Source organism: Shouchella clausii, assembly GCF_002250115.1.
In the GTDB taxonomy this organism is placed as follows: domain Bacteria; phylum Bacillota; class Bacilli; order Bacillales; family Bacillaceae_D; genus Shouchella; species Shouchella clausii.
In genome coordinates this window covers 2,671,940-2,697,855 of sequence record NZ_CP019985.1, presented here as the reverse complement: position 1 = coordinate 2,697,855, position 25,916 = coordinate 2,671,940, and the positions used below count along the sequence as shown (strand labels likewise).

25 protein-coding genes, 1 other RNA gene and 2 pseudogenes are annotated in these 25,916 nt (G+C 44.8%); 3 read left to right on the top strand and 25 right to left on the bottom strand.

The genetic code is table 11. The features are described 5' to 3' along the window. Positions 1–4 precede the first annotated feature (4 nt). A complete protein-coding gene (locus BC8716_RS12895; protein WP_094426266.1) occupies positions 5–1,384 on the bottom strand; it encodes a YjiH family protein in 1,380 nt (459 codons plus the stop codon). Positions 1,385–1,622: 238 nt separating this feature from the next. Between BC8716_RS12895 and BC8716_RS12890 the strand changes: the two genes are divergently transcribed. Further along, entirely contained in the window at positions 1,623–1,994 is a 372-nt protein-coding gene (locus BC8716_RS12890) for a VOC family protein (RefSeq protein ID WP_094429253.1), read from the top strand. 154 nt (positions 1,995–2,148) lie between these two features. Here the strand turns inward: BC8716_RS12890 and ssrA are convergent. The 17 genes and pseudogenes from ssrA to BC8716_RS12805 form a co-directional block, all read right to left on the bottom strand. Beyond that, positions 2,149–2,503: a transfer-messenger RNA gene (gene ssrA, locus BC8716_RS12885) on the bottom strand. 89 nt (positions 2,504–2,592) lie between these two features. Further along, positions 2,593–3,063 carry an SsrA-binding protein SmpB gene (gene smpB / locus BC8716_RS12880; protein ID WP_094426264.1) on the bottom strand — a complete coding sequence of 157 codons (471 nt, stop codon included), beginning with the start codon at positions 3,061–3,063 and terminating at the stop codon, positions 2,593–2,595. Between the two features lie 207 nt (positions 3,064–3,270). Then, positions 3,271–3,699: pseudogene (locus BC8716_RS12875) on the bottom strand (RNA-guided endonuclease InsQ/TnpB family protein); the annotation flags it as partial. Positions 3,700–3,784: 85 nt separating this feature from the next. After that, positions 3,785–4,180: a DoxX family protein gene (locus BC8716_RS12870; protein WP_094426261.1), complete on the bottom strand. Its 396-nt coding sequence runs from the start codon at positions 4,178–4,180 to the stop codon at positions 3,785–3,787. Positions 4,181–4,298: 118 nt separating this feature from the next. Further along, positions 4,299–6,638, bottom strand: a complete 2,340-nt coding sequence (gene rnr / locus BC8716_RS12865) for a ribonuclease R (RefSeq protein ID WP_094426258.1) — start codon at positions 6,636–6,638, stop codon at positions 4,299–4,301. Positions 6,639–6,664: 26 nt separating this feature from the next. Then, positions 6,665–7,411 (bottom strand): alpha/beta hydrolase, encoded by a 747-nt coding sequence (locus BC8716_RS12860; RefSeq protein WP_094426255.1) that lies wholly within the window; start codon positions 7,409–7,411, stop codon positions 6,665–6,667. Next, positions 7,392–8,126, bottom strand: coding sequence for an alpha/beta hydrolase (locus BC8716_RS12855; protein ID WP_094426252.1), 735 nt, complete (start codon positions 8,124–8,126; stop codon positions 7,392–7,394). Before BC8716_RS12855 ends, BC8716_RS12860 begins: the two co-directional genes overlap by 20 nt. A 178-nt stretch (positions 8,127–8,304) precedes the next feature. Then, positions 8,305–9,291: an LLM class flavin-dependent oxidoreductase gene (locus BC8716_RS12850; RefSeq protein WP_094426250.1), complete on the bottom strand. Its 987-nt coding sequence runs from the start codon at positions 9,289–9,291 to the stop codon at positions 8,305–8,307. Between the two features lie 93 nt (positions 9,292–9,384). Beyond that, a complete protein-coding gene (secG, locus tag BC8716_RS12845) occupies positions 9,385–9,615 on the bottom strand; it encodes a preprotein translocase subunit SecG (protein WP_062746464.1) in 231 nt (76 codons plus the stop codon). Between the two features lie 68 nt (positions 9,616–9,683). After that, positions 9,684–10,136: a hypothetical protein gene (locus tag BC8716_RS12840; RefSeq protein ID WP_094426248.1), complete on the bottom strand. Its 453-nt coding sequence runs from the start codon at positions 10,134–10,136 to the stop codon at positions 9,684–9,686. A gap of 115 nt (positions 10,137–10,251) precedes the next feature. Then, positions 10,252–11,745, bottom strand: coding sequence for a tripartite tricarboxylate transporter permease (locus tag BC8716_RS12835; protein ID WP_094426246.1), 1,494 nt, complete (start codon positions 11,743–11,745; stop codon positions 10,252–10,254). A 15-nt stretch (positions 11,746–11,760) separates the two neighbouring features. Then, entirely contained in the window at positions 11,761–12,234 is a 474-nt protein-coding gene (locus tag BC8716_RS12830) for a tripartite tricarboxylate transporter TctB family protein (protein WP_094426244.1), read from the bottom strand. A gap of 18 nt (positions 12,235–12,252) precedes the next feature. Then, positions 12,253–13,227: a tripartite tricarboxylate transporter substrate binding protein gene (locus BC8716_RS12825; RefSeq protein WP_094426241.1), complete on the bottom strand. Its 975-nt coding sequence runs from the start codon at positions 13,225–13,227 to the stop codon at positions 12,253–12,255. 20 nt (positions 13,228–13,247) lie between these two features. Beyond that, complete coding sequence (locus BC8716_RS12820) at positions 13,248–14,417, bottom strand: mandelate racemase/muconate lactonizing enzyme family protein (RefSeq protein ID WP_094426239.1); 1,170 nt, start codon at positions 14,415–14,417, stop codon at positions 13,248–13,250. Positions 14,418–14,422: 5 nt separating this feature from the next. Further along, the gene (gene gucD, locus BC8716_RS12815; protein ID WP_094426237.1) at positions 14,423–15,883 is read right to left on the bottom strand and encodes an alpha-ketoglutaric semialdehyde dehydrogenase GucD; all 1,461 of its coding nucleotides are present in this window, start codon (positions 15,881–15,883) and stop codon (positions 14,423–14,425) included. Positions 15,884–15,888: 5 nt separating this feature from the next. Next, positions 15,889–16,809, bottom strand: coding sequence for a dihydrodipicolinate synthase family protein (locus tag BC8716_RS12810; RefSeq protein WP_062746449.1), 921 nt, complete (start codon positions 16,807–16,809; stop codon positions 15,889–15,891). Between the two features lie 65 nt (positions 16,810–16,874). After that, entirely contained in the window at positions 16,875–17,576 is a 702-nt protein-coding gene (locus BC8716_RS12805; protein ID WP_062746447.1) for a GntR family transcriptional regulator, read from the bottom strand. A 211-nt stretch (positions 17,577–17,787) separates the two neighbouring features. Between BC8716_RS12805 and BC8716_RS12800 the strand changes: the two genes are divergently transcribed. Together BC8716_RS12800 and BC8716_RS12795 are read left to right on the top strand one after the other, a co-directional pair. Then, entirely contained in the window at positions 17,788–18,162 is a 375-nt protein-coding gene (locus BC8716_RS12800; protein WP_411841320.1) for a PadR family transcriptional regulator, read from the top strand. A 31-nt stretch (positions 18,163–18,193) separates the two neighbouring features. Further along, a pseudogene (locus BC8716_RS12795) lies at positions 18,194–18,808 on the top strand (DUF1700 domain-containing protein); the annotation flags it as partial. Between the two features lie 212 nt (positions 18,809–19,020). On the opposite strand, the gene BC8716_RS12790 reads toward BC8716_RS12795, so the two are convergent. The 7 genes from BC8716_RS12790 to gap form a co-directional block, all read right to left on the bottom strand. After that, complete coding sequence (locus tag BC8716_RS12790) at positions 19,021–19,518, bottom strand: putative immunity/bacteriocin fusion bifunctional protein (protein WP_094426233.1); 498 nt, start codon at positions 19,516–19,518, stop codon at positions 19,021–19,023. A gap of 9 nt (positions 19,519–19,527) precedes the next feature. Then, positions 19,528–19,785, bottom strand: a complete 258-nt coding sequence (locus BC8716_RS12785) for a hypothetical protein (RefSeq protein ID WP_157730438.1) — start codon at positions 19,783–19,785, stop codon at positions 19,528–19,530. Between the two features lie 206 nt (positions 19,786–19,991). Then, a complete protein-coding gene (eno, locus tag BC8716_RS12780) occupies positions 19,992–21,281 on the bottom strand; it encodes a phosphopyruvate hydratase (RefSeq protein ID WP_094426228.1) in 1,290 nt (429 codons plus the stop codon). A gap of 12 nt (positions 21,282–21,293) precedes the next feature. Further along, complete coding sequence (gpmI, locus tag BC8716_RS12775; RefSeq protein WP_094426226.1) at positions 21,294–22,838, bottom strand: 2,3-bisphosphoglycerate-independent phosphoglycerate mutase; 1,545 nt, start codon at positions 22,836–22,838, stop codon at positions 21,294–21,296. Next, positions 22,835–23,590: a triose-phosphate isomerase gene (tpiA, locus tag BC8716_RS12770; RefSeq protein ID WP_094426224.1), complete on the bottom strand. Its 756-nt coding sequence runs from the start codon at positions 23,588–23,590 to the stop codon at positions 22,835–22,837. Before tpiA ends, gpmI begins: the two co-directional genes overlap by 4 nt. Before the next feature lie 17 nt (positions 23,591–23,607). Further along, positions 23,608–24,792 carry a phosphoglycerate kinase gene (locus tag BC8716_RS12765; RefSeq protein ID WP_094426222.1) on the bottom strand — a complete coding sequence of 395 codons (1,185 nt, stop codon included), beginning with the start codon at positions 24,790–24,792 and terminating at the stop codon, positions 23,608–23,610. Between the two features lie 80 nt (positions 24,793–24,872). Beyond that, on the bottom strand, positions 24,873–25,880 hold the full coding sequence (gap, locus tag BC8716_RS12760; protein WP_062746433.1) for a type I glyceraldehyde-3-phosphate dehydrogenase: 1,008 nt from the start codon (positions 25,878–25,880) through the stop codon (positions 24,873–24,875). Positions 25,881–25,916: the final 36 nt, after the last annotated feature.

The following is a 25,916-nucleotide window of genomic DNA, read 5'->3' as shown; positions in this document are numbered from 1 at the left end:
TCCTTTAACGATAAATCATAAAGTGGGCAATCAACACAACGACAGGCAAAGCAATCACTGTACGTTGAATAAAGATGACAAACAGTTGCCAGAAGTTGATCGGGATGCTTGAACGAATAAGCATTACACCAATTTCAGACATGTAAACAAGTTGAATGAGCGAAACAGCGCCAATGACAAAACGCGTCAACTCGCTTTCAATCCCTGCTCCTAGTATAGCTGGCAAAAACATATCTGCAAAGCCGACAAGCATGGCTGGCGCAGCTGCCTCTGCGTCTGGAATCTGCATCCATTCCAATACAGGCACAAGTGGATAGGAAAGATACGTAAATACAGGTGTATATTCGGCGACCATTAAGGCAAGCGTGCCAATTGCCATTACAAGTGGCAACATGCCAAGCCAAATATCCAATGCGTTGAACGCTCCTTTTTTTAACACTGTGCTTATATGGGGCGCTTGTTTGGCCTTATCAACGCCACGGGCAAATGCGCTTTTCCATAAAGAGCCTGTTTCCGCCGTTTCTTCAATCGCTCCTGGTTGGCCGAGGTGATATGTATTTTTCATTGTCGCTAGCGGCGGAATGCGCGGGCAAATAAACGCAGCGAGCAAAACGCCTACAAGAACCGTCATGTAAAAAGATACAAAGCGATGTTCCAATCCTAGCATTTTAGCGATAATTAAACTGAAGCCTATAGATGTGATCGTAAAATTCGTGACGATTACAGCAGACTCTTTTTTCGTATAATAGCGATTTTCATATTGATTGATCGTGATCAAAATGCTCATCATATTGTTGCCCATCCACGAGGCAAGAGAATCAACAGAAGCGCGCCCAGGCAATTTGAACAGTGGGCGCATAATTTTTTGGGCAAGGGTGCCAAGCCACTCCATTAACCCGTAGTCAAGCAAAAGCGGCATGAGCAGACCCATTACAACCGACCACACGGCAAGAACAGGCAATAAATCAGTAAACACTGTCCCACCTGTTGCTGGGCTGTACACCATTTCCATTCCAGTCCCTGTCATGACCATTAGCGCAAACACAGCGCCGAGGACACGAATTGCCGTCCAAGTAAAAGATGTATAAAACAATGTTTTTAAGGCTGGCTTATCCAAGATAAATCTAGGTTTAAACGCCCAACACAAAAACGAAGCAACACCGGAAAACACAAGCAAGGCCAATAAAAAGCCAGGCAAAACGCCAGAAAGGCCGTCTTCTATTAAACCAGCCAAATAGCCAATAAAAACAGTCCAATTGTCATCTATTTTCACAGGGACTAAAAACAGGACCGCTCCAGCCAAAGATGGGATAAGAAACGTCGCAAGATGGCGCGACTGTATAGGACGTTGTTTGTTTGATTGTACCGATTTGTATGATTCCATAATAGACACCCATTCCGTATATTTAATCTCTGTATTTGATAATTATACATAAATAATGGCTGTTTAGGAATCTTTTATTTTGGCTATGCCGCCCAAACTTGATGATCAAGGTTGATTGAAAGTCGGAAAGGGATGTTCAGGAGGTTGTAAAACATAATGAAGCGACGAAGTGCAAACAGGATTTTATAAAAAATCTAGCGAATTTAACATGATAAACGCAGAAATTCAGGAGGCTGTTATGTTAGAACAACTATTATATTGTCATGTTCCTGTGTCACACTTAGAAAATGCGATCAAATGGTATAAGGAAATCCTACACCTTGAATTTGTTTGGCATAGTGAAGAGGAAAGACAAGCACAACTAAATTTCCCCTCTGGTCAAATGTTATTTTTAGTTGAATCCACTCATCAAACTACTGCAACATTTAAAGTCAACAATCAAACTCATCCAGTGATTGCCTTTCAATGCAAACATATAGAAGCGTTAGCCAATCACTTAAAAAGGAACGCAGTCAAAGTGGAAAACATTATGGATGATGGGCTCGGCAATTTATTTTTAGATTTCTATGATCCTGATGGGAACAAATTTAATGTACAATGTGATAAGTGATCATTTTCATCACTATGGTCGGTAATGGATTGAGAGGGTGGGAATTCTGTTCCACTCTGCTCAGCTATACTTACTCATCAAAAAAGGGTGACTTCATGATACATCACAAAAAAGCCACGAAAGTGTTGATAAATCAACACTTTCGCGGCTTCTTCTATGGAGACGGTGGGAATTGAACCCACGTCCAGAGATAACGACACTTACGCTTCTACGAGCGTAGTCTTTGTATTCGTATTTCGCTAGCACTTCAGCCCAAAGACAGGCTTCCGTGCAGCTAGCCTGATTAGTCTCTTCCTTCTCCCTCAGGCGGGGGGAGAAAGGCGTATCCCACTAAAGTTGAGTCTCAGCCACTCCACATGGGTGATGGAGAGGAGAGACCGCTTAGCTTACGCAGCTAGAGCGAAGTTGTTGTTTTCTTTGCCAGTTATTGGCTTGTGCGTTTTTACGAGGCCGACCCCTCGGCTCGCAACGCAAGCTCGACCTATCCCTGTCGAATCCAAAACGTCCCCTTGTTTTTGAAAAGTCCAGGTCAATACCTGGATATTTCATTATACTACATTCTGTTGAAATGTCAACAATTTGCCGTTTCCGACTTCCATTAACTGCGCATTCGCTCTTTTATCGCCCGCTCCACTTCGCGCTTCGCGTCTTTTCGCCGTAATGTCTCACGCTTATCGTAGTTTTTCTTCCCTTTTGCAAGGCCGATAAGCACTTTAGCAAAGCCGTTTTTAATATAGACTTTTAATGGCACGATTGAATAGCCTTTTTGCTGCGTTTGCCCAATTAATGTATTGATTTGTTTTTTATGGAGCAACAGTTTCCGCGGCCGTGTCGGTTCATGGTTATAGCGGTTGCCTTGTTCGTATTCACTAATGTGGGCATTGTACAAAAAAGCTTCACCATTTTTGATGCGGGCAAACGAATCTTTTAAATTCATTTTCCCAGCCCGAATCGACTTGATTTCTGTTCCGGTTAGGACAATGCCCGCTTCAAATGTTTCTTCAATAAAATAATCATGGCGTGCTTTTTTATTTTGTGCAACAACTTTGCCTTCTGTCGTTTCTCCCATACGTTCCACCTGCATCTTTCTACCATCTTCCTATTATCGTACCAATGGAGCGGCCATTCGTCAATTTCTCTAGACGGCAGACGGTGAACTACCCACCACTTATCACCCTTGCAGGCTGCTTGAAGTGGGGGCTTCTTGGGTAATCGCCACTTTTAGTAGCCGGCGAAATGGACCAAGCTAACCCTCTTGTTCCAAGAGTTTATTGATTCATGAGGCAGTGGCTAATAAGCGAATCCCTTCTTTTTTGATGTTCAGTGCAGAGTTGTAGTCTCTATCAAGAGTTAGCCCACAAGTACATCGATAGGTGCGTTCCGATAATGTTATCTCTCTTACTGAACCACAACTTGAACAAGTTTTTGTAGATGGAAACCATTTATCAATTTTGATCAGTCGTTTTCCTTGTTCGTTTAGCTTGTATTTCAAGAAAGAAGTGAACATTCCCCAACCGTTATCAGCGACACTTTTGGCAAACTTCAAGGCTTGTGCCATTCCTTTCATATTCAAATCTTCAATGATAACGGCATCATAATTCGTCGCCAATTCTTTTGATTGATGGTGAAGAAAGTTTCTACGTTGATTGGCGACTTTCTCTTGAAGTTTAGCTACTCGAATCCGTTGTTTATTCCAATTTTTGGCTATCGCCAACCGATATTCATCTCCCCCTTACCGCCCAGCTACGCCCTTCACACGCTTGAAGGGGGAGACTTCTTTTGGAAATACGTTAAAAGCGGCGGCGCTTTTTCTTTCCAAAAAGCTGATCGATGGCAAGCAGTTTGCTGCCGTTTAACACAAGCAAAAGCGAAGTTACTAGCAAAATAAGATCAAGCTCGTAGCCGCCAAGCAAGCCTGCTTCCCATTTGGCGGTTATGATGGCTACAACCATAATGGCCGCAAACACAGCGCCAATGATACGGGTTCCTAATCCGAGAATAAGGGCGAGCCCGCCAATGATCTCGACAAAGGCAACGACGCTGGCCATTGCTGCTGGAATGCCGATTGAATCAAAAAACGCGCCCGTCCCTTCAATTCCGCCATTAAACTTATCCAGTCCGTGGAATAGAAAAATGATTCCTACGGTGACACGGACAAGCAATATGCCAATTTCTGTTTTTGTCACGTTTCTCCCTCCTTATTGCTTGTAGTGTACGGGAGAAAACAAGGATCGTGCAAGCAGGTACATGTAGGAAACTGTCGGATGTCCTAGTCATACATGACGGGGCACTATCCAAAAGCTGTCATTTCCGCGTTTTACGACGGCCTTTTTTTCGTTTCGCTTTAGGGGCGTTTTCATAAAACGGCTTTTTCTTCCGCTTTGCCTTTGACCGGCTGCCATCTTTATTTGGATCGCCTGTCAAACGATTCTTGTCACGTTTTTTTCCGTTCCGTTGCTGTCTTTTTCCGCCATCAATCACTTTTGGCCGCTCAAGTATTTTCCGCGGCTTGCGGGGCTGCATACCGACAATTTCAAAGTCGACCGATGCTTCTTCGACATTTACTTGGATAACGCGGACTTCGAGTTCATCGCCGATGCGGAAAACGGTGCCGCTTCGTTCGCCAATCATCGCATAATGCTTTTGGTCATAATGGTAGTAGTCGTCTGTCAAATAGCTAACATGGACTAACCCTTCAACCGTATTCTCCAATTCGACAAATAGACCGAAATTGGTGACACCGCTAATGATCCCTGTAAACGTCTCGCCAATTTTATCTTCCATGTATTGGGCTTTTTTCACGCTGTCTGTATCCCGTTCAGCGTCAATCGCGCGCCGCTCCATTTCCGAAGCGTGAGCTGTTAAACCAGGCAGCACTTCCTGCCATTTTGCCGTCGTATTGCGATCCGTTTTGCCTTTGATCAAGTACGTGCGGATGAGGCGGTGGACGAGCAAATCAGGATAACGGCGAATTGGCGAAGTAAAATGAGTATAAAAGTCTGCTGACAACCCAAAGTGGCCAACTGGATGGACATCATACTTCGCTTGTTTCATTGAGCGCAGCATGACGCGGCTAATGACCATTTCTTCTGGTTCGCCGGAAATTTCCTCTAAAAGTGCTTGCAAGGCACGAGGATGAACGGTATTGGCTGTGCCCCGAACCACATAGCCAAACCCAGTAATAAACTCTAAAAACGAATTGAATTTATCCGCATCAGGGTCTTCGTGAATCCGGTATACAAACGGCAATTTTAACCAATGGAAGTGTTCAGCGACAGTCTCATTAGCGGCAAGCATAAATTCTTCAATTAGCTTCTCCGCAACTGAGCGTTCCCGCAACACAACATCTGTCGCTTTGCCTTCTTCATTGACAAGCACTCTTGCTTCTTTAAAATCAAAATCAATGGCGCCACGGGCGAAGCGTTTGTCTCTTAAAATTTGTGCCAAATCTTCCATTGCTTCAAACATCGGCACTAACGCTTCATAACGCTCTCGCAAGGCCTCGTCTTGTTCGACTAGTATTTTGTTAACGTCGCTATATGTCATCCGCTCTGTCGTTCGAATGACACTTTGGAAAATCTCGTGGTTCACAACGCCACCATTTTCGTCGATTTCCATTTGGCAAGACAGCGTCAAACGGTCTACTTTTGGATTTAAACTGCAAATGCCGTTTGAAAGACGGTGTGGAATCATCGGAATCACACGGTCAACTAGATAGACGCTTGTAGCGCGGTCAGACGCTTCCTTGTCAATCGGCGACCCTTCTTCGACATAATGGGAAACGTCAGCAATGTGTACGCCGAGCAAAAAATGGCCGTTTTCCAATTTTTTTACTTGTACAGCATCGTCTAGGTCTTTGGCATCAGCCCCGTCAATGGTGACGATTTGCTCGTTCCTTAAGTCGCGCCTGTCCTGCAAGTCTGCTTCTGTAATCTCATCTGGCACGTTTGCCGCTTGTGCAAGCGCTTCTTCGGAAAAACTTTGCGGGATGCCATATTTGTAAATGATCGACAGAATGTCCATGCCTGGGTCATTTTTATGGCCAAGGACTTCTTTTATTTCTGCTTCTCCGCCGAAACGCCCTTCTGGATATTTGGTAATCGTCGCGATTACTTTATGGCCATCAACTGCGCCTTTTTCCTGGCCGTTGACAACAAGAAAGTCTGCGCTAATCCGTTTGTCGTCGGCAACGACTAACGCATACGAAGAAAACTGTTTATACTCGCCGACGACTTCTGTCACTTTCCGTTCAATAATGCGGATCACTTTTCCTTCAGCCCGGGCGCCGCTTGTCCGTTCATCCATACGGACAAGGACGATATCGCCATTCATTGCCCCTGCCAAGGAGCCTTGTGGAACATAAATGTCTTCCTCGCCGTTTTCAGGCAACACAAAAGCGAATCCTTTTGCATGGCCTTGGACACGGCCACGCACTAAATTCATTTTTTCGGGGATGCCGTAACGGTTTGTCCGCGTGCGCACAATGCTCCCCTCTTCTTCCAGTTCATTCAAGCCTTGGATCAACTTTTTAAAGTCGTCGCCAGAAGCTATGCCGAACTGCTCTTCTAATTCATCTACTGTAACAGGCTTTTTCGCCTCATTTTGAAAATAGGCAAGCAGCTCTTCTTTTAATCGAGCAGCCATTCTTTCCCTCCTTCAAGCTTTTGTTTTTAGTTTGACCAATCTAAGTGATTTAAAAACTCAAGTATGTCTTCATGAAGCTGTTCTTTCTCCTCACCGAGTGTAATCACGTGGGTCGAATGTTCATACCACTTTAGCTGTTTGTCGTCTGTGCCAACATTGTCCAAAATGATCGTAGCGCTTTCGGTATCGATCATTTCGTCATAGCGCGCTTGGACAACGAACGTTGGCGCATAAATCAAGTCAAGCTGTTCCCGTACGTCATCCATCAACTGCCGCAACTGATAAAGCGGCTCAAGCGATTTTTCTGCAAGCGCGCTAATTTCGGCTTCGATCACCGCGTCTTCTTTCTTTTCAAGACGCTTGTACTCTTTCGCGTAACGGAGCATCCCAACTTTGATCGCTTCCTCCGTTTTGGGCCTGACAGGGGCACACATCGATATGATTCCCTTTACAGGCATAGAGAAACCTGCTTTTAATGAAAAAACACCACCTAGAGATAATCCGCACACTGCGATTTCCTTATAGCCATCTTGTTGCAATTGTTCATACGCTGCCTGTACATCAGCCCACCAATCTTCTGGGCTGTACTTTACAAGCTCTTCTGGCGGCACGCCATGCCCTCTATATAAAGGGGCATGGCATGTATAGCCATGCTTTTGCAAAAAGCGGCCAAGCATGCGGACATCAGCAGTCGTTCCTGTAAAGCCATGCAATAACAGAACAGCCCGCTGTCCTCCTTCAAATGTAAAAGGTTTAGGTGGCACTAATTTCATTGTCATCTTCCCTCTCTGTTTGTCTATCTGTCAGAAACATTTTAATTTCCTCAATCACTTTATCGGCTTCATATCCATGGCAAATCATATGGCGTGATCGTTTCATCACTTTAATTTGTTTTGTTTTGGACCCAATTACATCATAAAGATAATAAGCTGACTTTAATGGAACAAGGCCATCAAGCTCTCCTTGGATAATGAGCGTTGGCACCGTCACTTTACTTGCATAAGGCTTCGTTTTTTGGACGAGTTGCAAAAATTGGTGTACAGCGGCGAATGGCGTTGTCCTGAATTTCCTTTCATAAAGTTCAATCAGCTCATCGCCTTCTTGTTCGCCAGTCAGGTGGTAGCGAATGGCAGAGAACATGTCTTTTACAAACTGTTTCGGATTCATATAGTAGGCAGCAGCGTTTAACAGTACAAGCTTGTCGACAGGAAAACGGGCTGCTATGTAACTGGCAAGCATTCCACCCATTGAAAAACCAATCACATAAAGGCGGTCGCACCGTTTTCTCATTTCTTCAGCCGCTACTTCCACAGCAAATACCCACTGTTTGTATGTCACATGCTTTAACTCCCGCAAACTTCCTTGGCCGTGGCCAGGCAATACAGGCGTATAAACAAGCCAGCCAGGCTGCTTTGCCAGTTCATCGGCAATAGGCTGTACTTCCCACGGATCCCCAGTAAAGCCATGTATACATAGACACCCAATCACAAAAGGTTCCTCCTGTTGCTTTGTAGTCGTGATAGCAGATTGTCAGCCGAGCATACGAACGATACAGACTGTAGACAAACATTCACATATGTTTTCATTTGCCTTGCTGATGCTTATGAACGCCTGTTCTATTCGCCTCTCCCCTCGACTGCAATCTTCAGCTGACAACGTTTTCTATTTAATCTGCTGATATTATCGACTTTGTGGCCTTCACCAACCGTTCATAAGAACGGCATTTTTCATCAAAATCATCGATATTCGTTAAAACTAGAAATTGGTCGCAGCCTGTTTCATTCGCGATTTTTTCTAATTCCCGTTTTACAGTTTCAGGCCCGCCAATAATCATCCGCTTCCGATTCGCCTGGATACGGGCACGGTCTTGTTCGCTTAGCTGAGCAGAGGCGGCTGTTATGCTGGTTGGCACGCGGCTATCTAAACCTTTTTCCGTCCGCAATAACCATAAATCTTGGGTCTTTGCCAACTCTTCAGCATGCTCGTCCGTTTCGCCGCAAATGATAAATACGGCCGTTAACGCATCTGGCTTCCCTTTGCCCTTAAACGCTTGTCGATATGCAGCGTGTGCCAACCTCCCTCGTCCAGGCTCGATAAAACGCCCATGGACAAAACCTAACCCCCGCCGGCCCGCTTCGATGGCGCTCCGTTCTCCAAGACCAAGGATAAACAAGTTTGGTGTACTTGCTGGTTTCGGCGAAACAGTCACTTCCTTGTGCCTGCCGCCTTGTATCCACTTGGAAAGGGCATCGACTTTCTCCCAAAACATGGCGATCCCCTCTGTATGTCCATACGCAAGAGCCGCGCGGATTCGTTCAGGGCCACCAGGGGAGTTGCCAATGCCGCCGTCAATTCGACCTGGGAACATCGTTTCTAGCTGCCTTAACTGAGCCGCTACTTTATAAGGGCTATACTGGGGCAACAAAATGCCTCCAGAGCCTACATGAATCGTCTTTGTCCTTGCGGCAGCAGCTGCCATCCACACTTCAGGAGCACTGGAACCAAGCCCCCTCGTACCGTGGTGTTCGGCAAACCAATACCGTTCGTACCCCCATTGTTCGGCAAGCTCAACAAGAGAGAACGTTCGTTCCGCTGTTTGTTCCGCTGTTTGCCCTATCGTTATAGGCACTTGGTCTAAAATGATTAAGCGCACTTCATCACCTCTATATCCGATTGTTCCTTTTTTAAGCTGCGATTAAACAGAAAACAGAAAAAACACCTGGCAAGCCCAGGTGTTCCGCATCGTTTATAGGAAATACGCATTTAACCCTGTCAAAATAAAAAACAAAACAGCAAGTACGATTGTTGCTCGATGCAATACCGCATCAAGCCCGCGCGCTTTTTGTTTTCCTAGCAACTGCTCTGCCCCTCCAGTAATGGCGCCCGATAACCCAGAGCTGCGACCTGGCTGCAAAAGAACGACAGCGACTAAGAGGACAGAAACAATAATTAATGCGATCATCAAAAACAGCTGCATCAACAAACACCTCCACGAACACGTCAGTATCACTAGTTTAGCATAGCCACGCCCTTGAAAACAATAGGCTAGTTTTTTAGAAGCTCAAGTTTGTGGCGCCAATGGGCGAGTGAAGCATCTGGATCCTTTAACGTAAAGCGTACCGCCGACTCTAATTTAGCATAAGGCGCTTGGTCGGCTTTCACATGTAAGACGCGCCCTTCGTAAAGGGCAAGGCCCTCTTGACGACCTATCGGTTCGAGCATTAGCTGAATATCAAAAGCCGTTTCGCACGTAACGAGTAACAGCACAGCTTTTTCCGAACGCGTCGCATTGTTATCCGTTTGTGTTCCGCTCCATAACGCAATCCGTAACCGGTCTTTTGAATAGGCCAACACTTCGCCGACGCTTACCATCGCTTTATATGGAAACCCATTGTCATCAACCGTCAAAAAATGCATCGCCTCATGCTGCTTTTCTTCTAATTGTTCACCGTTTAAAAAAGTTGCTACAGCAGGGGGAAGAATTTCACTGTCAGCCATACACGCCTGCCTCCCGTTTTTTCTTTCCCTTTTACGATAGCATGGCTTTTATAAAATGCCAAACCTTAAGGAAAACTACAGTTTCAGCCGCTTCTATTGCCTGGATGTCAACTTCTTACATACTTGCTGATTTCGAGTCTTTCTTGGTTGAGCGTGTTTCATTGATAAACGTAAATAGGACGCAGCCGATTCCAATTAAAATAAAAATCGCCGAAAATGGTTTTGTAAAAAAGTCGGCCACATTGCCAGTCGACATGAGCGCTCTCCGCAAATATGTTTCCAGAAGAGGCCCGAGAATAAAGCCTAAAATGAGCGGAGCAATCGGAAACTTGGCCTTTAACAAGATGTAGCCAATAACACCAAAGAAGAGCATGACGCCAATGTCGAAAACAGAAGAGTTGGTGGCAAAGGCGCCGACAAAACATAAGACAAGAATAATGGGGAATAAATATTCCTTTGGAATCATCAACACACGTGTAAAAAAGCGCATCGCGAACACTTGAAACAACAGAACGAGAAAGATCGCAACGAAGAAAGCGATAAAGACGACATTGACAATTTCGCGGTTCTCCGCAAAAAACAGCGGGCCAGGCTGAATGCCGTGGATCATAAAGCCACCGAGCAAAATCGCTGTTACCGTATCGCCAGGTATACCGAGAGTCAGCATCGGAATAAGCGATCCACCAACAGCTGCTGTGTTCGCTGATTCAGACGCATAAATGCCTTCAGGTGCCCCTTTCCCAAACTTGTCACGGTTTTTTGACGCTTGCTTCGTTTGTGCATAAGCAACAAGGTTTGATGTGCCGCTCCCTAATCCTGGCAAAATCCCAAATGCAATTCCAATGAATGACGAGCGTAGCATATTCCACTTATTTTGGAATATTTCGGCCACCTTAATGCCAATGCCTTTCACAGAAAAGTTCATTTCCTTTCGCTCATCGCCCGCCTTTATTTCCGCTAAAAGTTGAGCGATAGCGAATAAGCCCATGATAAGCGGCAACAAGCTGATGCCGCCTTTTAGCTCTAACACGCCAAACGTATAGCGCTGCAGCCCATCAATTGGCGCGAACCCTACCATGCCAATTGCTAAACCAATAAAGCCAGCGGTAATCCCTTTCAACATGCTGCCTTGGGCAAGGACGGCAAGCAAGGAGAGAGCGAAAAAGATTAAAGCAAAAAACTCAAATGGCCCCATCTGTACCGCAAACCTCGAAATGAGGGGAGAAATAGTGGTTAAAGCAATAAAGCTTAGCAAACCGCCAACAAGCGAGGCAACAATGCCAATGCCAAGTGCTCTTACTGGTTCGCCGTTTTTCGCCATTGGGTACGCATCGAACGTTGTAGCGATCGATGAGGGCGTTCCAGGTATTCCTAAAAGTGTAGAAGCAACGAGCCCACCAGAAACGCCGCCTAAATGCAAGCAGACAAGAAAACTAATTCCTTGTATCGGTTCTAATTGGAACGTAAACGGCACGAACAAGGCCATTGCCATCGTCGAGGTTAAGCCAGGCACTGTGCCAAATATAAGGCCTAAGAATACCCCTAGTACCATTAATAGAACGACAAAAGGGGTGAACACGTCAGTTATGCTCGCAAGTAAAACATCCATTGATTTCGTCCCCCTTCATCGAAAAAATCCGTCTGGTAATAAAACATCTAGATATTCGGTAAATATCCAATAGATTGAAAAAGTAATAAGCAGTGATGCCACTGTTACTTGAACAACATGCTTTTTCGTTCGCTTACTCGACAAGTATAAAGTCGTGGCAGCTAAAAAAAGGAACGTGCTTAATACGTATCCTAACGTCGAAAAAGCGACGGCGTATAAAAACAAACTTCCTAACATCATATACATTTTCTTTTGCCGGATTTTCGCCTCAGGCGAGTCGTCTTTCGGCTCCGTTTTTTTCTTTGCTTTTAATCCACCTACTGTTAAAGCAACACCACAAACAACAAGCGCCATTCCGACAACCCTTGGCAACAAAACCGGCCCAGGATCATCCATGAGCCTCATATAATCCATCGTAAGCGTTTCCAAAATCATATAGGCGCCGACAAGGAGCGTTCCCATTCCAATCCAACAATCGAGTTTTGACATACTGGCTCCCCCTTATCCTTAGTCTTCTTGGAATAACTCAAACGCGATGCCTTCTGCTTTTTTGAGTTCTTCTTGGTTGAATGTAAGGGTTTCATTATGATCCATTTGAATATGTCTCTGGAACGTTGTGGCGAGGTCTTGTACATACTCTTCATCTTCTGCAAGCTGCTCTGCTGCTGCGTTCCATTTGTGAATGATCTCTTCAGGCAAATTAGGCGGTCCATATAACGTATGGATGATTGGAAACTGTACGTCATACCCTTGCTCAAGGGCAGTCGGGATATCAGGTGCCAGCTCATCCCGTTCTTCTGATAGAACGGCTAACGCTTTAAAATCGCCTGATTCAATATAATTTAAGGCGTTGCCAATGCCAGTAGAAACAAAATCAATTTGGTTGCCAAGCAATGCCGTCATCCGGTCAGACTCTCCTCCGACATCAAGCACTTTAATGTCGACATCGGCAACTTGTCCAAGTTGCTCCCCCATAAAATGAGTAGTGCCGCCAATTTGGCCACCATATAGGATTTCGTAAGGATGCTGCCTCGCCTCCTCAACAAGTTCTTCTAATGAATCCCACGGGGCATCAGCACGCGTGACAAAAACTTGGTTAATGCCAGCAAACGTTCCAATCGGCGTCATTTCCAACGCCGAATAATCGTATTGGCCAACGGCATAACTTGTGTGCAATGCTTGGTGATAGTAGAGAAGCTTGTATCCATCGGCTTTGGCGCGGTAGACATTTTCAAACGCTAGTGCCCCGCCTGCTGTATCTTGATTAACAATGACAATATCGCTATCTAAATACTTGCTAATATGACGCGCTAACACCCTCGCTCCCGCATCAGACTGCCCCCCTGGCGAGGCAGGGACATAAAGTTCAATCGTTTGCTTTGGATACGTATCAATGGCCGCTTGCGTAACGGCTGTTTCGTCGTGGTTGCTGCAGGCCACTAGAAGAATAGCCTGCAGCACAAACAAAGGGAACCATTTCACGACTTACACCTCCTCCCGCCTTAAGCGCGCGTTTGTGATGTTCGATCTTGCAGTTGATGGACGGATACATCCTCCCAATTGAGCGACTCGACCCGATACTGCTCGACTTTTTCCCAATCAAGCTCCATTCCGAGCCCTACAGTTGAACGTTCAGGCAAATGCAAGTAACCGTTTTCATAATAGACTTTGTTTTTCACAACATCGCCGACATAAAGCTCTGGGCCAGTTGGATCGGAAATGTAGTTTAAATGGTCGAGTGTTGAACCAAAATAGGCCATCGCTGTTGTGCCAATTGATAGTTCCTGCGTTGTCCCAATAAGGACGCTTTTTTCAGCTACAGCCGCTGCATCAGCCGCTTTTCTGGCCTGTGTAATGCCGCCAATGAAGACAGGGGCAATGTTAAAAATATCAACTGAATCATGTTTAATCATTTCCGATTGCTGACGCAAGCTCCAGACATGTTCGCTTACCGGCAATTCACAGCGCATCCGGAAATGGTGCAGTCCTGCAAAATCATTTCGGAGTGCCGGACTCTCAACAAGATCGATTGGGTATTTCGCTAAGCGCCGAGTAATCCGTAACGCTTCCTTCCAATCAAGGAGATGGCTAAAATCAAGGGACTTCACTTTTACTTTGCCGCCAAACTCGTTGTAAACCCCTGCTAAAAAGGCCTCGTCCGCATCAACGTTTTTGCCGACATAAAGGCGAAATACGTCAAAACCTTTCTCGTATTGCTTTTTAACGAGCTCTAAATTCGCCTCAACTTCATCCATAAAGCGATGCCTAAAAATCGGAAAGCATACTTTGATTTTCTCACGTTGGCGGCCGCCTAATAGATCGGACACAGACACGCCTAGCGCTTTTGCACAAAGGTCATAAAGCGCTGTGTCAACGCCATTTCGAATAAAGCTGCCTTTTTCATAGTAGTACATCGCTTCAGGGAAGTTTCCATTTAACTCTGTATTGATAGGGGCTATGTCAAATGGGTTTTTGCCAACGAGAATTTGTTTTAACGTACGCTCCAAATCAACAATGTCAACCGCATACTTCGGCAAATGAGAGAAGTCTGACATTTCGCCAATCCCCTCAATGCCGTCGTCTGTAAACAATTGCACGATCACATGTTTATTGACAAAGCCAGTCAAGCGTGGCATACCGATTGCCGTTAACTGCACATTTGTAATTTTCATCCTTATCACCCTTTCACGAATACTGTTTTGATTGATGTGTAAAATTCCTTTGCCGCTTGCCCTTGTTCTCTAGAGTGGGAGCTAGACGCTTTCATTCCTCCAAATGGCGCTTGCAATTCAACACCGGCACTTTCTGCATTAACACGAACAAGGCCCGCATCCATTTCATCAATAAACAACAGCATTTTTTCAATATTGGTTGTGAAAATAGAGGCACTTAACCCGTACCGGCTGTCATTGGCGATTTCGATCGCCTCCTCCATGTTCTTCGCTGTGATAAGAGCAATAACTGGGCCGAATATTTCTTCTTGGGCAATTCGCATATGGCGATTCACATTTGTAAAAATCGTCGGTTCAACAAAATAGCCTGCCGACCGGTTTCCGTCTGTTACCCTCTTGCCGCCGCATAAAAGTTTCGCGCCTTCATTTTTGCCGATTTCAATATAGTCTAGAACGGTACGAAGCTGCGCCTCACTTGCACAAGGCCCCATCCAAACGCCATCGTCTAGAGCTTTGCCAATTGTAATTTGTTTTGTTTTTTCGAGAAGAAGCTCCTGGAAGTCCTGAAGAATCGCTTCAGCGACAATGACGCGGCTTGTCGCCGTACATTTCTGTCCTGTAGAGCGAAAAGCACCGCTAATTGTTGCATCAACAGCTACATGAAGATCAGCATCTTCTGCGACAATAACAGGGTTTTTTCCACCCATTTCAAGCTGGTACTTCGCTCCCCTTGCAGCTGCTGCTTTTCCAATTTGCTTACCTGTTTGTTCTGAGCCAGTAAACGTTAGGCCGTGAACGTGTTCATGGGCGACTAGTGCATTTCCGATCACCTTGCCAGACCCTGTCACCAAATTGAGCACACCTTCAGGAAGTCCCGCTTGCGCAAAACACTCCACTACTTTTGCTGCTGTTACAGCTGCTTCTGTTGCTGGTTTAAACACAACCGTATTGCCATAAATAAGCGCTGGAGCGATTTTCCATACAGGAATCGCAACAGGAAAATTCCATGGCGTAATCACACCAACGACGCCGAGGGGAACACGTTTCGTAAACATGAGCGCTTCGCTGTCTGTGGAAGGGATCACCTCGCCATCAGCTCTTAACCCTTCTCCGGCATAATACCGAAGGATCGCGACACCGCGAGCTGTCTCCCCTTTTGCTTCAGGCAATGTTTTTCCCATTTCACGGGCGAGTGTTTCCGCAATTTCATCGAGGCGGTTTTCTAACTGATTGGCCGCTTGATACAAATAATGGCCACGCTCCGCTCCTGTCAGCTTCCGCCACGGCAAAAGGGCGCCCTTCGCCGCTGCAACCGCGTCATCAACGACATCAGCCGGGGAATTCTGGATATAGCCCACAATTTCTTCGACATCGGACGGATTTATGCTTGCGAGAGGGGGAGCCGCTTCTTGTTTCCAGTGCCCGTTAATATAATTGCCAAATACGACTTCTGTTTTGATCGCCATTTGCCTCATCCTTTCGTAGGTTGTAATAACTTCCAGCTAGAAAGCAGTTCTGTCACAAGCTGTTTATCTTCGTTGCTTAATTCATTCACAGGTGCCCTTGTCACCCCAGCATTTTGCCTAAGCATTTCCATTGCTTCTTTAATGACGACGACGTTATTGCCTTGGTTGTACTTCGCGCGCAAGTCCTCGAAAGGGACAATGTCTTCCCAAATTTGCCACACGGTATCGTTGTCATTGTTTCGCAATGCTTCCAGCATATCGACTGCTTTTTCGGGCAGAAGATTCACAAGCCCAGAAGTAAACCCTTTTGCCCCCGCATGCCAGAAAAATGGCGCCCATTTCTCTGCTGTTCCACAAATCCAAGCGATCTGATGTTCCTCTGGAATCGAACGTACAACTTTGGCAAAGCGAGGCAAATCATTAATCGCATATTTGACGCCGACTAGGTTTTCAAGTGGCGCCAAATCAACGAGCACTTGGTCGGAAATTTCAGGATCTTTAAAATAAACGAGTGACGGAAAATCTAGTGCCTCGATGATTTCGCGGAAGTAGGCACACACACCGCCCGCTGTCACATAAGGGTGGATCGGCATATGAATCATGACCGCATCTGCCCCGGCCGCTATCGCATCGTTTCCAAGTTCAATCGCTGTTGACGTCGCATATCCGATGCCAGCGACGACAAGCGCACGCCCATTAACATATTCTACGGTGCGCCGGACTTCCTCTTTTGCTTCCTCAAGAGACAGCGCATAGAATTCACTCGTATTTCCACAAGGAACGATCACATCAATGCCATTGTCGACAATCCTGTCGACCGTTTCCTTGTAGTGGTTCCAATCGATGCTGCCGTCTGATTTTCGAAACGGCGTGATTGGTATGCCAGAAATGGTTTCTAATGCTTTTGCCAACGGCTTCTTTGCCACAGTTCATCACCCTTTTCTAAAAAATTAGCTCTGACCATTCTCGGCCTATATAGGCCGATGAATGATCATGGATTTCTTTCGGCCTGTGCTCTCGCTTCTGCAGCCAAAATATTGTCTTTCGTCCGCAAAATATGGTCTTTCATTCGCTGTTCGGCCTGCTCAGGCTCCCGTTGCTTAATCGCCTCAAAAATTGCTCTGTGCTCTTGATAGCCGACTTCGCGCTCGACTTCCACTTTAAGGGCACGCTTCCGGAAGGCTTTGTCTATGCTGCGAATGTTAGCTAAGATCGTTTGCATCATCTTATTTTCGGTACTGGTAATAATCATTTGGTGAAACCGTGAATTTTGTTCAATCAAGGCATCTGAATCACCTTTGTTATGAAGGCTCTCCATGATAAGCACCACTTGCTCAAGTTCCTTCACGTCTTCTTCGCTCATTTTGACTGCAGCAAGGCGGGCACATAGCGATTCAACGGCGGCGCGTAGAAGAAGAATTTCTTCAATTGATGTAGAAGCGTACTCTGAAACAAATGTCCCTTTGCGCGGAACGGTTACTAGCATGCCTTCATTTTCTAAAATCCGAAACGCTTCTTTGATCGGCGTCGTGCTAATTCCCATCATCTTCGATAACTCACGCTCTTTTAAATGCTCTCCAACTTCAAAGTATCCGCTTACAATTCCTTCGCGGATTTTTTCGACTGCCAGTTCACGCAGTGACTTTACTAAATTGGGATCAACAGAAAAGAAACGTTCATCCTTATCAGTCATACAACCAGCTCCAATTTAAAATATGAAATCTGATATATCACACTATAGAACAAAAAACGCTTATTGTCAAAACATTAATTTTAATTCCGTCTTTTTATCGCCTTTCCCCCTGCCACAAGCGTAGAAAAGGGCAATGGAAATCATTGCGCTTTAGCATGAGCCCAACATACTTACTTTATTTTAAAAACCTATATGTATCATTGACATATATATGTTTATCATATACATTGGTAATATGGATATTAATTCGAAAAGAAACGATTGGAGTAGCCAAATTACAAAAGGGATGTTCGAACTTGCCATTTTACTTTTAGTAGCAAAAAAGCCCATGTACGGTTATGAGATCACTAAAAAACTAAGAAAGGAATCTATCGTTCAAATTGCAAATGGTTCAATCTATCCTATATTACGACGTATGACAAACAACAGATGGTTAACTTCTTATCAAGAAGATCATGAGGGACGCAGTAGAAAATATTATATAGTTACTGAGGAAGGGAAGGAAATTTTAAACAAAAGACTTGAACATTATCAAAATTTATATTTATTTCTTATATCTTTAAAGGAAGGTGAGACTAGTGGCTAAACAGTAGCTAAGCTTTAGAGATTATTTAGCTGAAGTGGACAGTAAGATTAGAGAATTACCAAGAGGGGAAAGGCAAAGCCATATAAACGAGATAAAGGATCACTTGCTATCTGAAAAAGAAGAGATTTGCGCCCAGTACAATTGTAGCTCAAACGATGCCGAAAGAAGAGTGTTAAACTCCTATCTTACTGCAGAAGAACTATCTACCCAAATATTATCCCTGTATCGACAAGAGCAAAAGGAAGCTTTTAACGGTAACCACTTTGGATTCAATGTTTCTTTAAGTCTGGTGTTTGCCGGATTAGGTTTGTTTAGCTTTCCAATTTATTTTAGCAATATAAACGCTAACTTAGCCGGAATTTTCACTGTTTACGGAACATTATTTGTTGTCGCATGCTGGTTCACTTTTCGGTATTATCCCAAAAAAGTTGATAAACAAAAACTGATTAGTTTGCGTTATACAGGTATTGCGATGTTTTTTTTACTGTTTATGGCATTTGGGGCGTATGCCATGCACATCATAAAGTTTGAGACCGTCACTGCCTTTTCTTCAATTTACCTTCTTTTTTATCTTATAGCTTGGATATCAGTTTATTTAGCATTCCGAAATTTGTATAAAACTGCTCAGAAGTCTGTCGACTATTAATATTAAGGTAAAAACTGTTTCTACATTCTTAGACAGGGAAAGGGAAAAGGCTAATTATGCTTAATTTGATATGACTTAAATAGCCTATGTGTCTTTTACTTATCAATTTCTCATTTTTAGACACCAAACCGAAGTTCTTATGCCGTCACGACTATTTTTAAAAGTAGCATGGACTACATAAAGGTCCATGCTACTAACCTTACCCTATTGTTTTAAGGGCATAACCAGGTTCCCCATGCACCCGTACAAAACATCTCGCAGAAAAAGGCAAGAGACCAACCAGCAACTGGAACGACCCCAAAAGCAATACATAAGCTAACACATGCAATGCTTCCAGCAATAGAACATAAGAAAGAAGCATACCAAGGATAGTCATGTGTAATTACTTCACCAGTTGACACATTTTCTTCAGGTCCACAATTACAATCTTCATCTCCTCCAGTTAAGTATTTTTCGATTTTACTATCCATATTTACGGCATAATTTTTTTGGATAGTTTTTGCTTCTTCTTCAGACAAACTAGATGTCTCGACTCTATCCTCTGCAATAAATGTAACTGTAATTTCTTCACCAGAATCGTCAGTGATCGTAGCAAAACCAAGCCCATTATAATCTTTGTTGTAAACGGCTATAAACTCATTTGAATTATCTAAAAAGCCGTTAATGACAATCACGTTGTCCTCAAAACCTTCTGCTGGAAGTCCAGTAATACCATAGGCCTAATATTCTGATATATCAGAATTAGCCTCATTTACAAATAAAGAATTACTCTTCAAATCATTTACATATGTTTCAGCTTCTTTTGTTTCTACCTCATAGTACTCAATGCCTAGTTCTTTCGTTATCTTTTCACTAACTTGTTTTCGTAGCTGTTCATCGGTTATGCTCTGCGCACCTGCGACCGAAGATACTGTTGTGCCAATTACAAATAAAATGGCCAACATTACAAAAGTGAACCTACCTGCGATTACTTTCAAAAAAATCCCTCCCATATTTTTTTGCTCCTTATATTCAGAATTGAATTATAAGAAGTACAATTTAACATTAACATATAGTATTTTATATTTCATTCATTATAATATATTCATAATATTGAGTTATTTATATTTTAATTTAATGATTCCTCCCCACAATCGAAAAAACCCTCCTGTATCTAATCAGGAGGGGCGTTGCTATTAACCACTTACTTGCTCAAGTTATAAAAAGACTTCAAACCATTGTACTGAGCAAGATCAGCAAGCTCATCTTCAATGCGAAGAAGTTGGTTGTATTTGGCGACACGGTCTGTACGAGACGGCGCGCCTGTTTTGATTTGGCCAGCATTTGTGGCAACAGCAATGTCAGCAATCGTCGCATCTTCTGTTTCACCAGAACGGTGGGAAATAACAGCTGTATAGCCAGCGCGTTTTGCCATTTCGATTGCATCGAATGTTTCCGTCAATGTGCCGATTTGGTTTACTTTGATCAGAATCGAGTTGCCAATGCCTTTTTCAATGCCTTCCGCTAGCTTTTTCGTGTTTGTGACAAACAAATCGTCACCAACAAGTTGAACTTTATCGCCAAGGCGCTCTGTTAGAAGTTTGTGGCCTTCCCAATCGTTTTCATCAAGGCCATCTTCAATCGAGATAATTGGGTATTTCGAAACAAGTTCTTCGTAGAAGGAAACCATTTCCTCAGAAGAAAGAACTTTGCCTTCGCCAGCAAGGTGGTATTTGCCGTCTTCTTTGCTGTAAAGCTCAGAAGAAGCAACGTCCATTGCCAACTTCACTTGTTCTCCAGGCTTATAACCTGCTTTTTCAATCGCTTCAATGATCGTGGCAAGCGCTTCTTCGTTTGAAGAAAGGTTCGGAGCAAAGCCTCCTTCGTCGCCTACTGCTGTGTTGTAGCCTTTCGCTTTAAGAACTGACTTCAAGTTATGGAAAATTTCCGCACCCATGCGAAGCGCTTCTTTAAAGCTTTCTGCGCCGACAGGCATGACCATAAATTCTTGAATATCTACGTTGTTGTCGGCATGCTCTCCACCGTTAATGATGTTCATCATTGGCACTGGAAGTTGCTTCGCATTAAAGCCGCCAAGATAGACATATAGAGGAATGTCTAGTGCATTTGCAGCAGCGTGGGCAACGGCCATTGACACGCCAAGAATCGCGTTGGCGCCAAAGTTGCCTTTGTTTTCTGTCCCATCAAGTTCGATCATCAAACGGTCGATGCCAATTTGGTCCAACGCGTTTTCGCCGATTAGTTCAGGAGCGATCTTTTCATTTACATTGTCAACTGCCTTTTGGACACCTTTGCCCATATAACGGTCTCCGCCGTCGCGAAGTTCTACCGCTTCGTATTCGCCAGTCGAGGCGCCACTTGGCACGAGGGCACGGCCCATAATGCCAGATTCTAGATGAACTTCTACTTCTACAGTCGGGTTGCCACGAGAGTCAAGGACTTCACGTGCATAAACATCAGAAATAATCGTCATGTCAATTCACTCCTAAATTGAATTTATTGTTTTAAGCGTCTTGCCTGTCATTTCTTTCGGCTTGTCCGCGCCAAGCAAATCAAGCACAGTCGGCGCCAAGTCAGCTAAAATGCCGTCTTCACGAAGGGTGATTCCTTTTTCCGTTACGATGACAGGCACTTTGTTTGTCGTATGCGCCGTCATCGGTTTGCCATCAAGTGTCACGACTTCGTCGGCATTGCCGTGGTCAGCTGTAATAATCGCCGCTCCGCCTTTTTGAAGCAATGCATCGACCACACGGCCTAAGCATTCGTCAACGGCTTCAATCGCTTTTACTGTTGGCTCCAACATTCCAGAATGCCCAACCATGTCAGGGTTGGCAAAGTTTAAGATAACCACATCATGTTTTTCGCCTTCGATTTCCTTGACGAGCGCATCGGTTACTTCATAAGCGCTCATTTCCGGTTTAAGGTCGTAAGTAGCGACTTTAGGCGAGTCGATCAAAATCCGCTCTTCGCCTGGAAACTCTTCTTCACGCCCGCCACTGAAAAAGAACGTCACATGTGGGTATTTTTCGGTTTCCGCAATCCGTAGCTGTGTGTAGCTTTGCTGGGAAAGGACTTCGCCAAGCGTATTGTCCAAGTTAGTCGGCTTAAAGGCAACAAAGCCTTTCACTGTTTCACTAAACTTCGTTAAGCAGACAAAATGGAGGCGTTTCGGCATCTTTTCCCCTCGGTCGAACCCACGAAAGTCTTCATTCGTGAAAACTTGTGATAGCTGGATAGCACGGTCAGGGCGAAAATTGCAGAAAATGACGGCGTCATCGTCTTTGACAGTTGCTACAGGTGTACCATTCTCTTCTGTGATAACAGACGGAATGACAAACTCGTCAACAATGTTGTTTTTGTAGCTGTCTTCTAGCAGCTCTAGCCCGTTCTTATAGGCAGGGCCCTCGCCATAAACCATTGCACGGTATGACTTTTCAACTCGATCCCAACGTTTGTCGCGATCCATTGCATAGTAACGGCCGTGCACAGTCGCCAGCTTACCGAGTCCAACTTCATCAAATTTGTCTTGCAATCCTTTTAAGTATACTTCTGCTGAAGTGGGGCCGACGTCGCGGCCATCTAAAAAGCCATGGACATAAACGCGCTCGACGTTTTGTTGTTTTGCCATATCAAGCAAGGCATAAATATGGTCGATGTGGCTATGGATGCCGCCATCGGACAACAAACCGTATATATGGAGTGCCGATTGTTTTTCTTTAACATGGTCCATTGCCTTTATGAACGTCTCATTCTTAAAAAAGTCGCCTTCGCGAATCGACAAATTCACACGCGTTAAACTTTGGTACACAATGCGCCCAGCACCAATGTTTAAATGGCCAACTTCTGAATTGCCCATTTGCCCTTCTGGCAAGCCAACATTTTCGCCGTCTGCCCGCAACGTGGCGTGTGGAAACTCGTTCCAGTAACGGTCAAAGTTCGGTTTTTGGGCTTGTGCCACGGCATTGCCTTTCTCTTCCTCTCGCAGGCCAAAGCCATCGAGAATGATTAAGGCTACTGGCTTTTTACTCATTGTGCTGCCCCCACTAATTCTAAAAACGAATCTGCGTCCAAGCTGGCTCCACCAACAAGGGCGCCATCTATGTCCGGTTGGGCCATGTAGTCTTTAATGTTGCCAGGCTTTACGCTGCCGCCGTACTGGATGCGAATTGCCTTAGCTGCTGCTTCAGAAAAATTAGCGGCCACCGTTTGACGCACGTAAGCGCAAGCTTCATTCGCGTCTTTTTCTGTCGCTGATTTGCCTGTGCCGATCGCCCAAATAGGCTCGTACGCAATTACCGTTTGTTTTACTTGTTCTTCGCTTAAACCAGCAAGACCTTTTTCTACTTGCTCTTTTACAACAGCTTCCATTTTACCAGCTTCACGCTCTTCAGCCGTTTCACCGCAACACATAATCGGAACCAACTGATGGGCGAATGCGGCATGCACTTTCTTGTTGACAGTCTCGTCTGTCTCGGCAAACATTTCTCGCCGTTCTGAATGGCCGATAATCACGTAATGGACGCCCATGTCAGACAATGCTTTAGGGCTGATCTCCCCTGTAAACGCGCCATTGTCTTCAAAATGCATCGTTTGAGCGCCAATTTTTAACTCGGTTCCTTTTACCGCTTGGAGCAAACGGTCAAGAAACAAGGCTGGTGCGCAAACAACCGAATCAACCGTTGCATCTGCGGGAACGTTCGTTTTTACTGCTTCGACAAAATCAACAGCTTCGCCGATTGTTTTATTCATTTTCCAGTTTCCTGCGATAATTGGTTTACGCATAGTATCACCTCGCTGCATTATTTTTCTGATAGTGCGACAACGCCTGGAAGTGCCTTGCCTTCCATAAATTCAAGGCTGGCGCCTCCGCCTGTTGAAATATGGCTCATTTTGTCGGCAAGGCCAAATTGTTCAACGGCTGCCGCTGAATCGCCGCCACCAATGACTGAATACGTATCTGACGCCTCTGCCAGCGCATTTGCGACCGCTTTTGTGCCACCTGCAAACGATTCGAGTTCAAATACACCCATTGGCCCATTCCAAATCACTAATTTTGAAGCTTTTAATACAGCTTCATAGGTTTTTCGTGTTTTCGGCCCAATGTCAAGCGCTTCCCAATCAGCTGGAATGTCGCTAATGGCCACTTCTTTTTTGTTGGCGTCGTCAGAAAAATCATCGGCAACAATCACATCTTCAGGCATATAAAACTTAACGCCCTTTTGTTCAGCTTTTTCCATAAACTGATTGGCTAAATCGAGCTTATCTTCTTCAAGCAACGACTTGCCAACTTCATAGCCTTGCGCTTTGACAAACGTGTATGCGAGGCCGCCGCCAATAATTAAATTGTCGACTTTATCTAGCAAGTTGTCAATAACGCCAATCTTGTCTTTTACTTTTGCGCCACCAATGACTGCTGTAAACGGACGTTCAGGGTTGCTTAACGCTTTGCCGAGCACATCAAGCTCTTTTTCCATTAGAAAACCAGCTGCTGACGGCAAATAGTGGGCAATGCCTTCCGTTGAAGCGTGGGCACGGTGTGCCGCCCCAAATGCATCATTGACAAAAATATCGGCTAGGCTAGCAAACGCTTTCGCTAATTCAGGATCGTTCTTTTCTTCCCCTGGGTAAAAGCGGACATTTTCAAGCAGCAAGACGCCACCGTCTTCAAGACCTTCCACTGCTTGTTTTGCTACTGGACCGTGCGCTTCCTGGACGGCTTGTACTTCTTTTCCTAGCAGCTCGCCAAGGCGTGTCGCGACAGGCGCCAAGCGCAAGCTTTCTACCACTTCGCCTTTCGGGCGGCCAAGATGGCTTGCTAGCAAAACGCGCGCCCCTTGTTCACTTAAGTATTTAATCGTAGGCAAAGCTGCTTGAATCCGCGTTTCGTCAGTAATCTTTCCATCTTTCATCGGAACATTGAAATCAACTCGGCAAAATACGGTTTTACCTGCAAAATCATAGTCATAAAGCGTTTTTTTGTTCATTACTTGATCCTCCTATCGGACATCTAGACAGCGCAAAGGAGGGAGGCAGATGGCCTTCCTCCTCTGAAGCCTATTTTTACTTAAAGCCCTTTGCCAGCAATGTAATCAAGCAAGTCTACAACACGGTGAGAATAGCCAGATTCGTTGTCATACCAAGAAATTACTTTGACCATATTGCCTTCCATGACCATCGTTGAAAGTGCGTCGATTGTAGAAGAATGTGGGTTGCCGTTGTAATCGCCAGAAACTAGCGGCTCTTCAGAGTAAGCAAGAATGCCTTTAAGATCGCCTTCTGCTGCTTCTTTAAGTGCTCCGTTTACTTCTTCAGCGGTTACGTCTTTGTCGAGCTCAGCTACAAGGTCAACTAAAGAAACGTTAGGAGTTGGTACACGCATCGCCCCGCCGTTAAGCTTTCCTTTTAATTCAGGTAGCACAAGGGCAACAGCTTTCGCTGCACCAGTTGTTGTCGGAATGATGTTTTCCGCAGCCGCACGAGCACGACGGTAATCTTTATGCGGTAAGTCAAGGATTTGCTGATCGTTTGTATAAGAGTGAACAGTCGTCATCATGCCGCGACGAATGCCGAATTTATCGTTAAGAACTTTTGCAAACGGCGCTAAGCAGTTTGTTGTACAAGAGGCATTTGAAATCACATGATGGTTAGCTGGATCGTACTTGTCTTCGTTAACCCCCATTACAATGGTAATGTCTTCGTCTGAAGCAGGAGCAGAAATAATGACTTTTTTCGCGCCAGCTTCAAGGTGTTTCGCAGCGTCTGCACGCTTTGTGAAGAAACCAGTTGATTCCACTACAACTTCAACGCCGTGCTTGTCCCAGCCAATCTCAGCAGGGTTGCGCTCAGCAGATACAAAAATTTCTCTTCCATCGACAACAAGTGAGTTGTCTTTTGCTTCAACTTTAGCGTCAAGAACACCGTGTACGGAATCATATTTTAACAAGTGTGCCAGCATATTGGCATCTGTCAAATCGTTGATTGCCACTACCTCTACATTCGGGTTTTTAAGGGAAGCGCGGAATACATTACGGCCGATACGGCCAAATCCGTTAATACCAATTTTTGTTGCCATGATGATTTCCTCCTAGCGTTAATTTCTTTTTATTAA

Excerpts from the sequence above, each read along its gene's own strand:
- smpB (WP_094426264.1), bottom strand. The coding sequence starts at position 3,063 with ATGGGAGAAACGACAGAAGGCAAAGTTGTTGCACAAAATAAAAAAGCA.
- BC8716_RS12860 (WP_094426255.1), bottom strand. The coding sequence starts at position 7,411 with ATGAAATTAGTGCCACCTAAACCTTTTACATTTGAAGGAGGACAGCGG.
- BC8716_RS12765 (WP_094426222.1), bottom strand. The coding sequence starts at position 24,792 with ATGAACAAAAAAACGCTTTATGACTATGATTTTGCAGGTAAAACCGTA.
- eno (WP_094426228.1), bottom strand. The coding sequence starts at position 21,281 with ATGACGATTATTTCTGATGTTTATGCACGTGAAGTCCTTGACTCTCGT.
- gucD (WP_094426237.1), bottom strand. The coding sequence starts at position 15,883 with ATGGCGATCAAAACAGAAGTCGTATTTGGCAATTATATTAACGGGCAC.
- BC8716_RS12820 (WP_094426239.1), bottom strand. The coding sequence starts at position 14,417 with ATGAAAATTACAAATGTGCAGTTAACGGCAATCGGTATGCCACGCTTG.
- BC8716_RS12890 (WP_094429253.1), top strand. The coding sequence starts at position 1,623 with ATGTTAGAACAACTATTATATTGTCATGTTCCTGTGTCACACTTAGAA.
- gap (WP_062746433.1), bottom strand. The coding sequence starts at position 25,880 with ATGGCAACAAAAATTGGTATTAACGGATTTGGCCGTATCGGCCGTAAT.
- secG (WP_062746464.1), bottom strand. The coding sequence starts at position 9,615 with ATGCAGCTGTTTTTGATGATCGCATTAATTATTGTTTCTGTCCTCTTA.
- BC8716_RS12830 (WP_094426244.1), bottom strand. The coding sequence starts at position 12,234 with ATGTCAAAACTCGATTGTTGGATTGGAATGGGAACGCTCCTTGTCGGC.
- BC8716_RS12805 (WP_062746447.1), bottom strand. The coding sequence starts at position 17,576 with ATGACTGATAAGGATGAACGTTTCTTTTCTGTTGATCCCAATTTAGTA.
- BC8716_RS12840 (WP_094426248.1), bottom strand. The coding sequence starts at position 10,136 with ATGGCTGACAGTGAAATTCTTCCCCCTGCTGTAGCAACTTTTTTAAAC.
- rnr (WP_094426258.1), bottom strand. The coding sequence starts at position 6,638 with ATGGCTGCTCGATTAAAAGAAGAGCTGCTTGCCTATTTTCAAAATGAG.
- BC8716_RS12895 (WP_094426266.1), bottom strand. The coding sequence starts at position 1,384 with ATGGAATCATACAAATCGGTACAATCAAACAAACAACGTCCTATACAG.
- BC8716_RS12800 (WP_411841320.1), top strand. The coding sequence starts at position 17,788 with ATGTTTATCATATACATTGGTAATATGGATATTAATTCGAAAAGAAAC.
- gpmI (WP_094426226.1), bottom strand. The coding sequence starts at position 22,838 with ATGAGTAAAAAGCCAGTAGCCTTAATCATTCTCGATGGCTTTGGCCTG.
- tpiA (WP_094426224.1), bottom strand. The coding sequence starts at position 23,590 with ATGCGTAAACCAATTATCGCAGGAAACTGGAAAATGAATAAAACAATC.
- BC8716_RS12835 (WP_094426246.1), bottom strand. The coding sequence starts at position 11,745 with ATGGATGTTTTACTTGCGAGCATAACTGACGTGTTCACCCCTTTTGTC.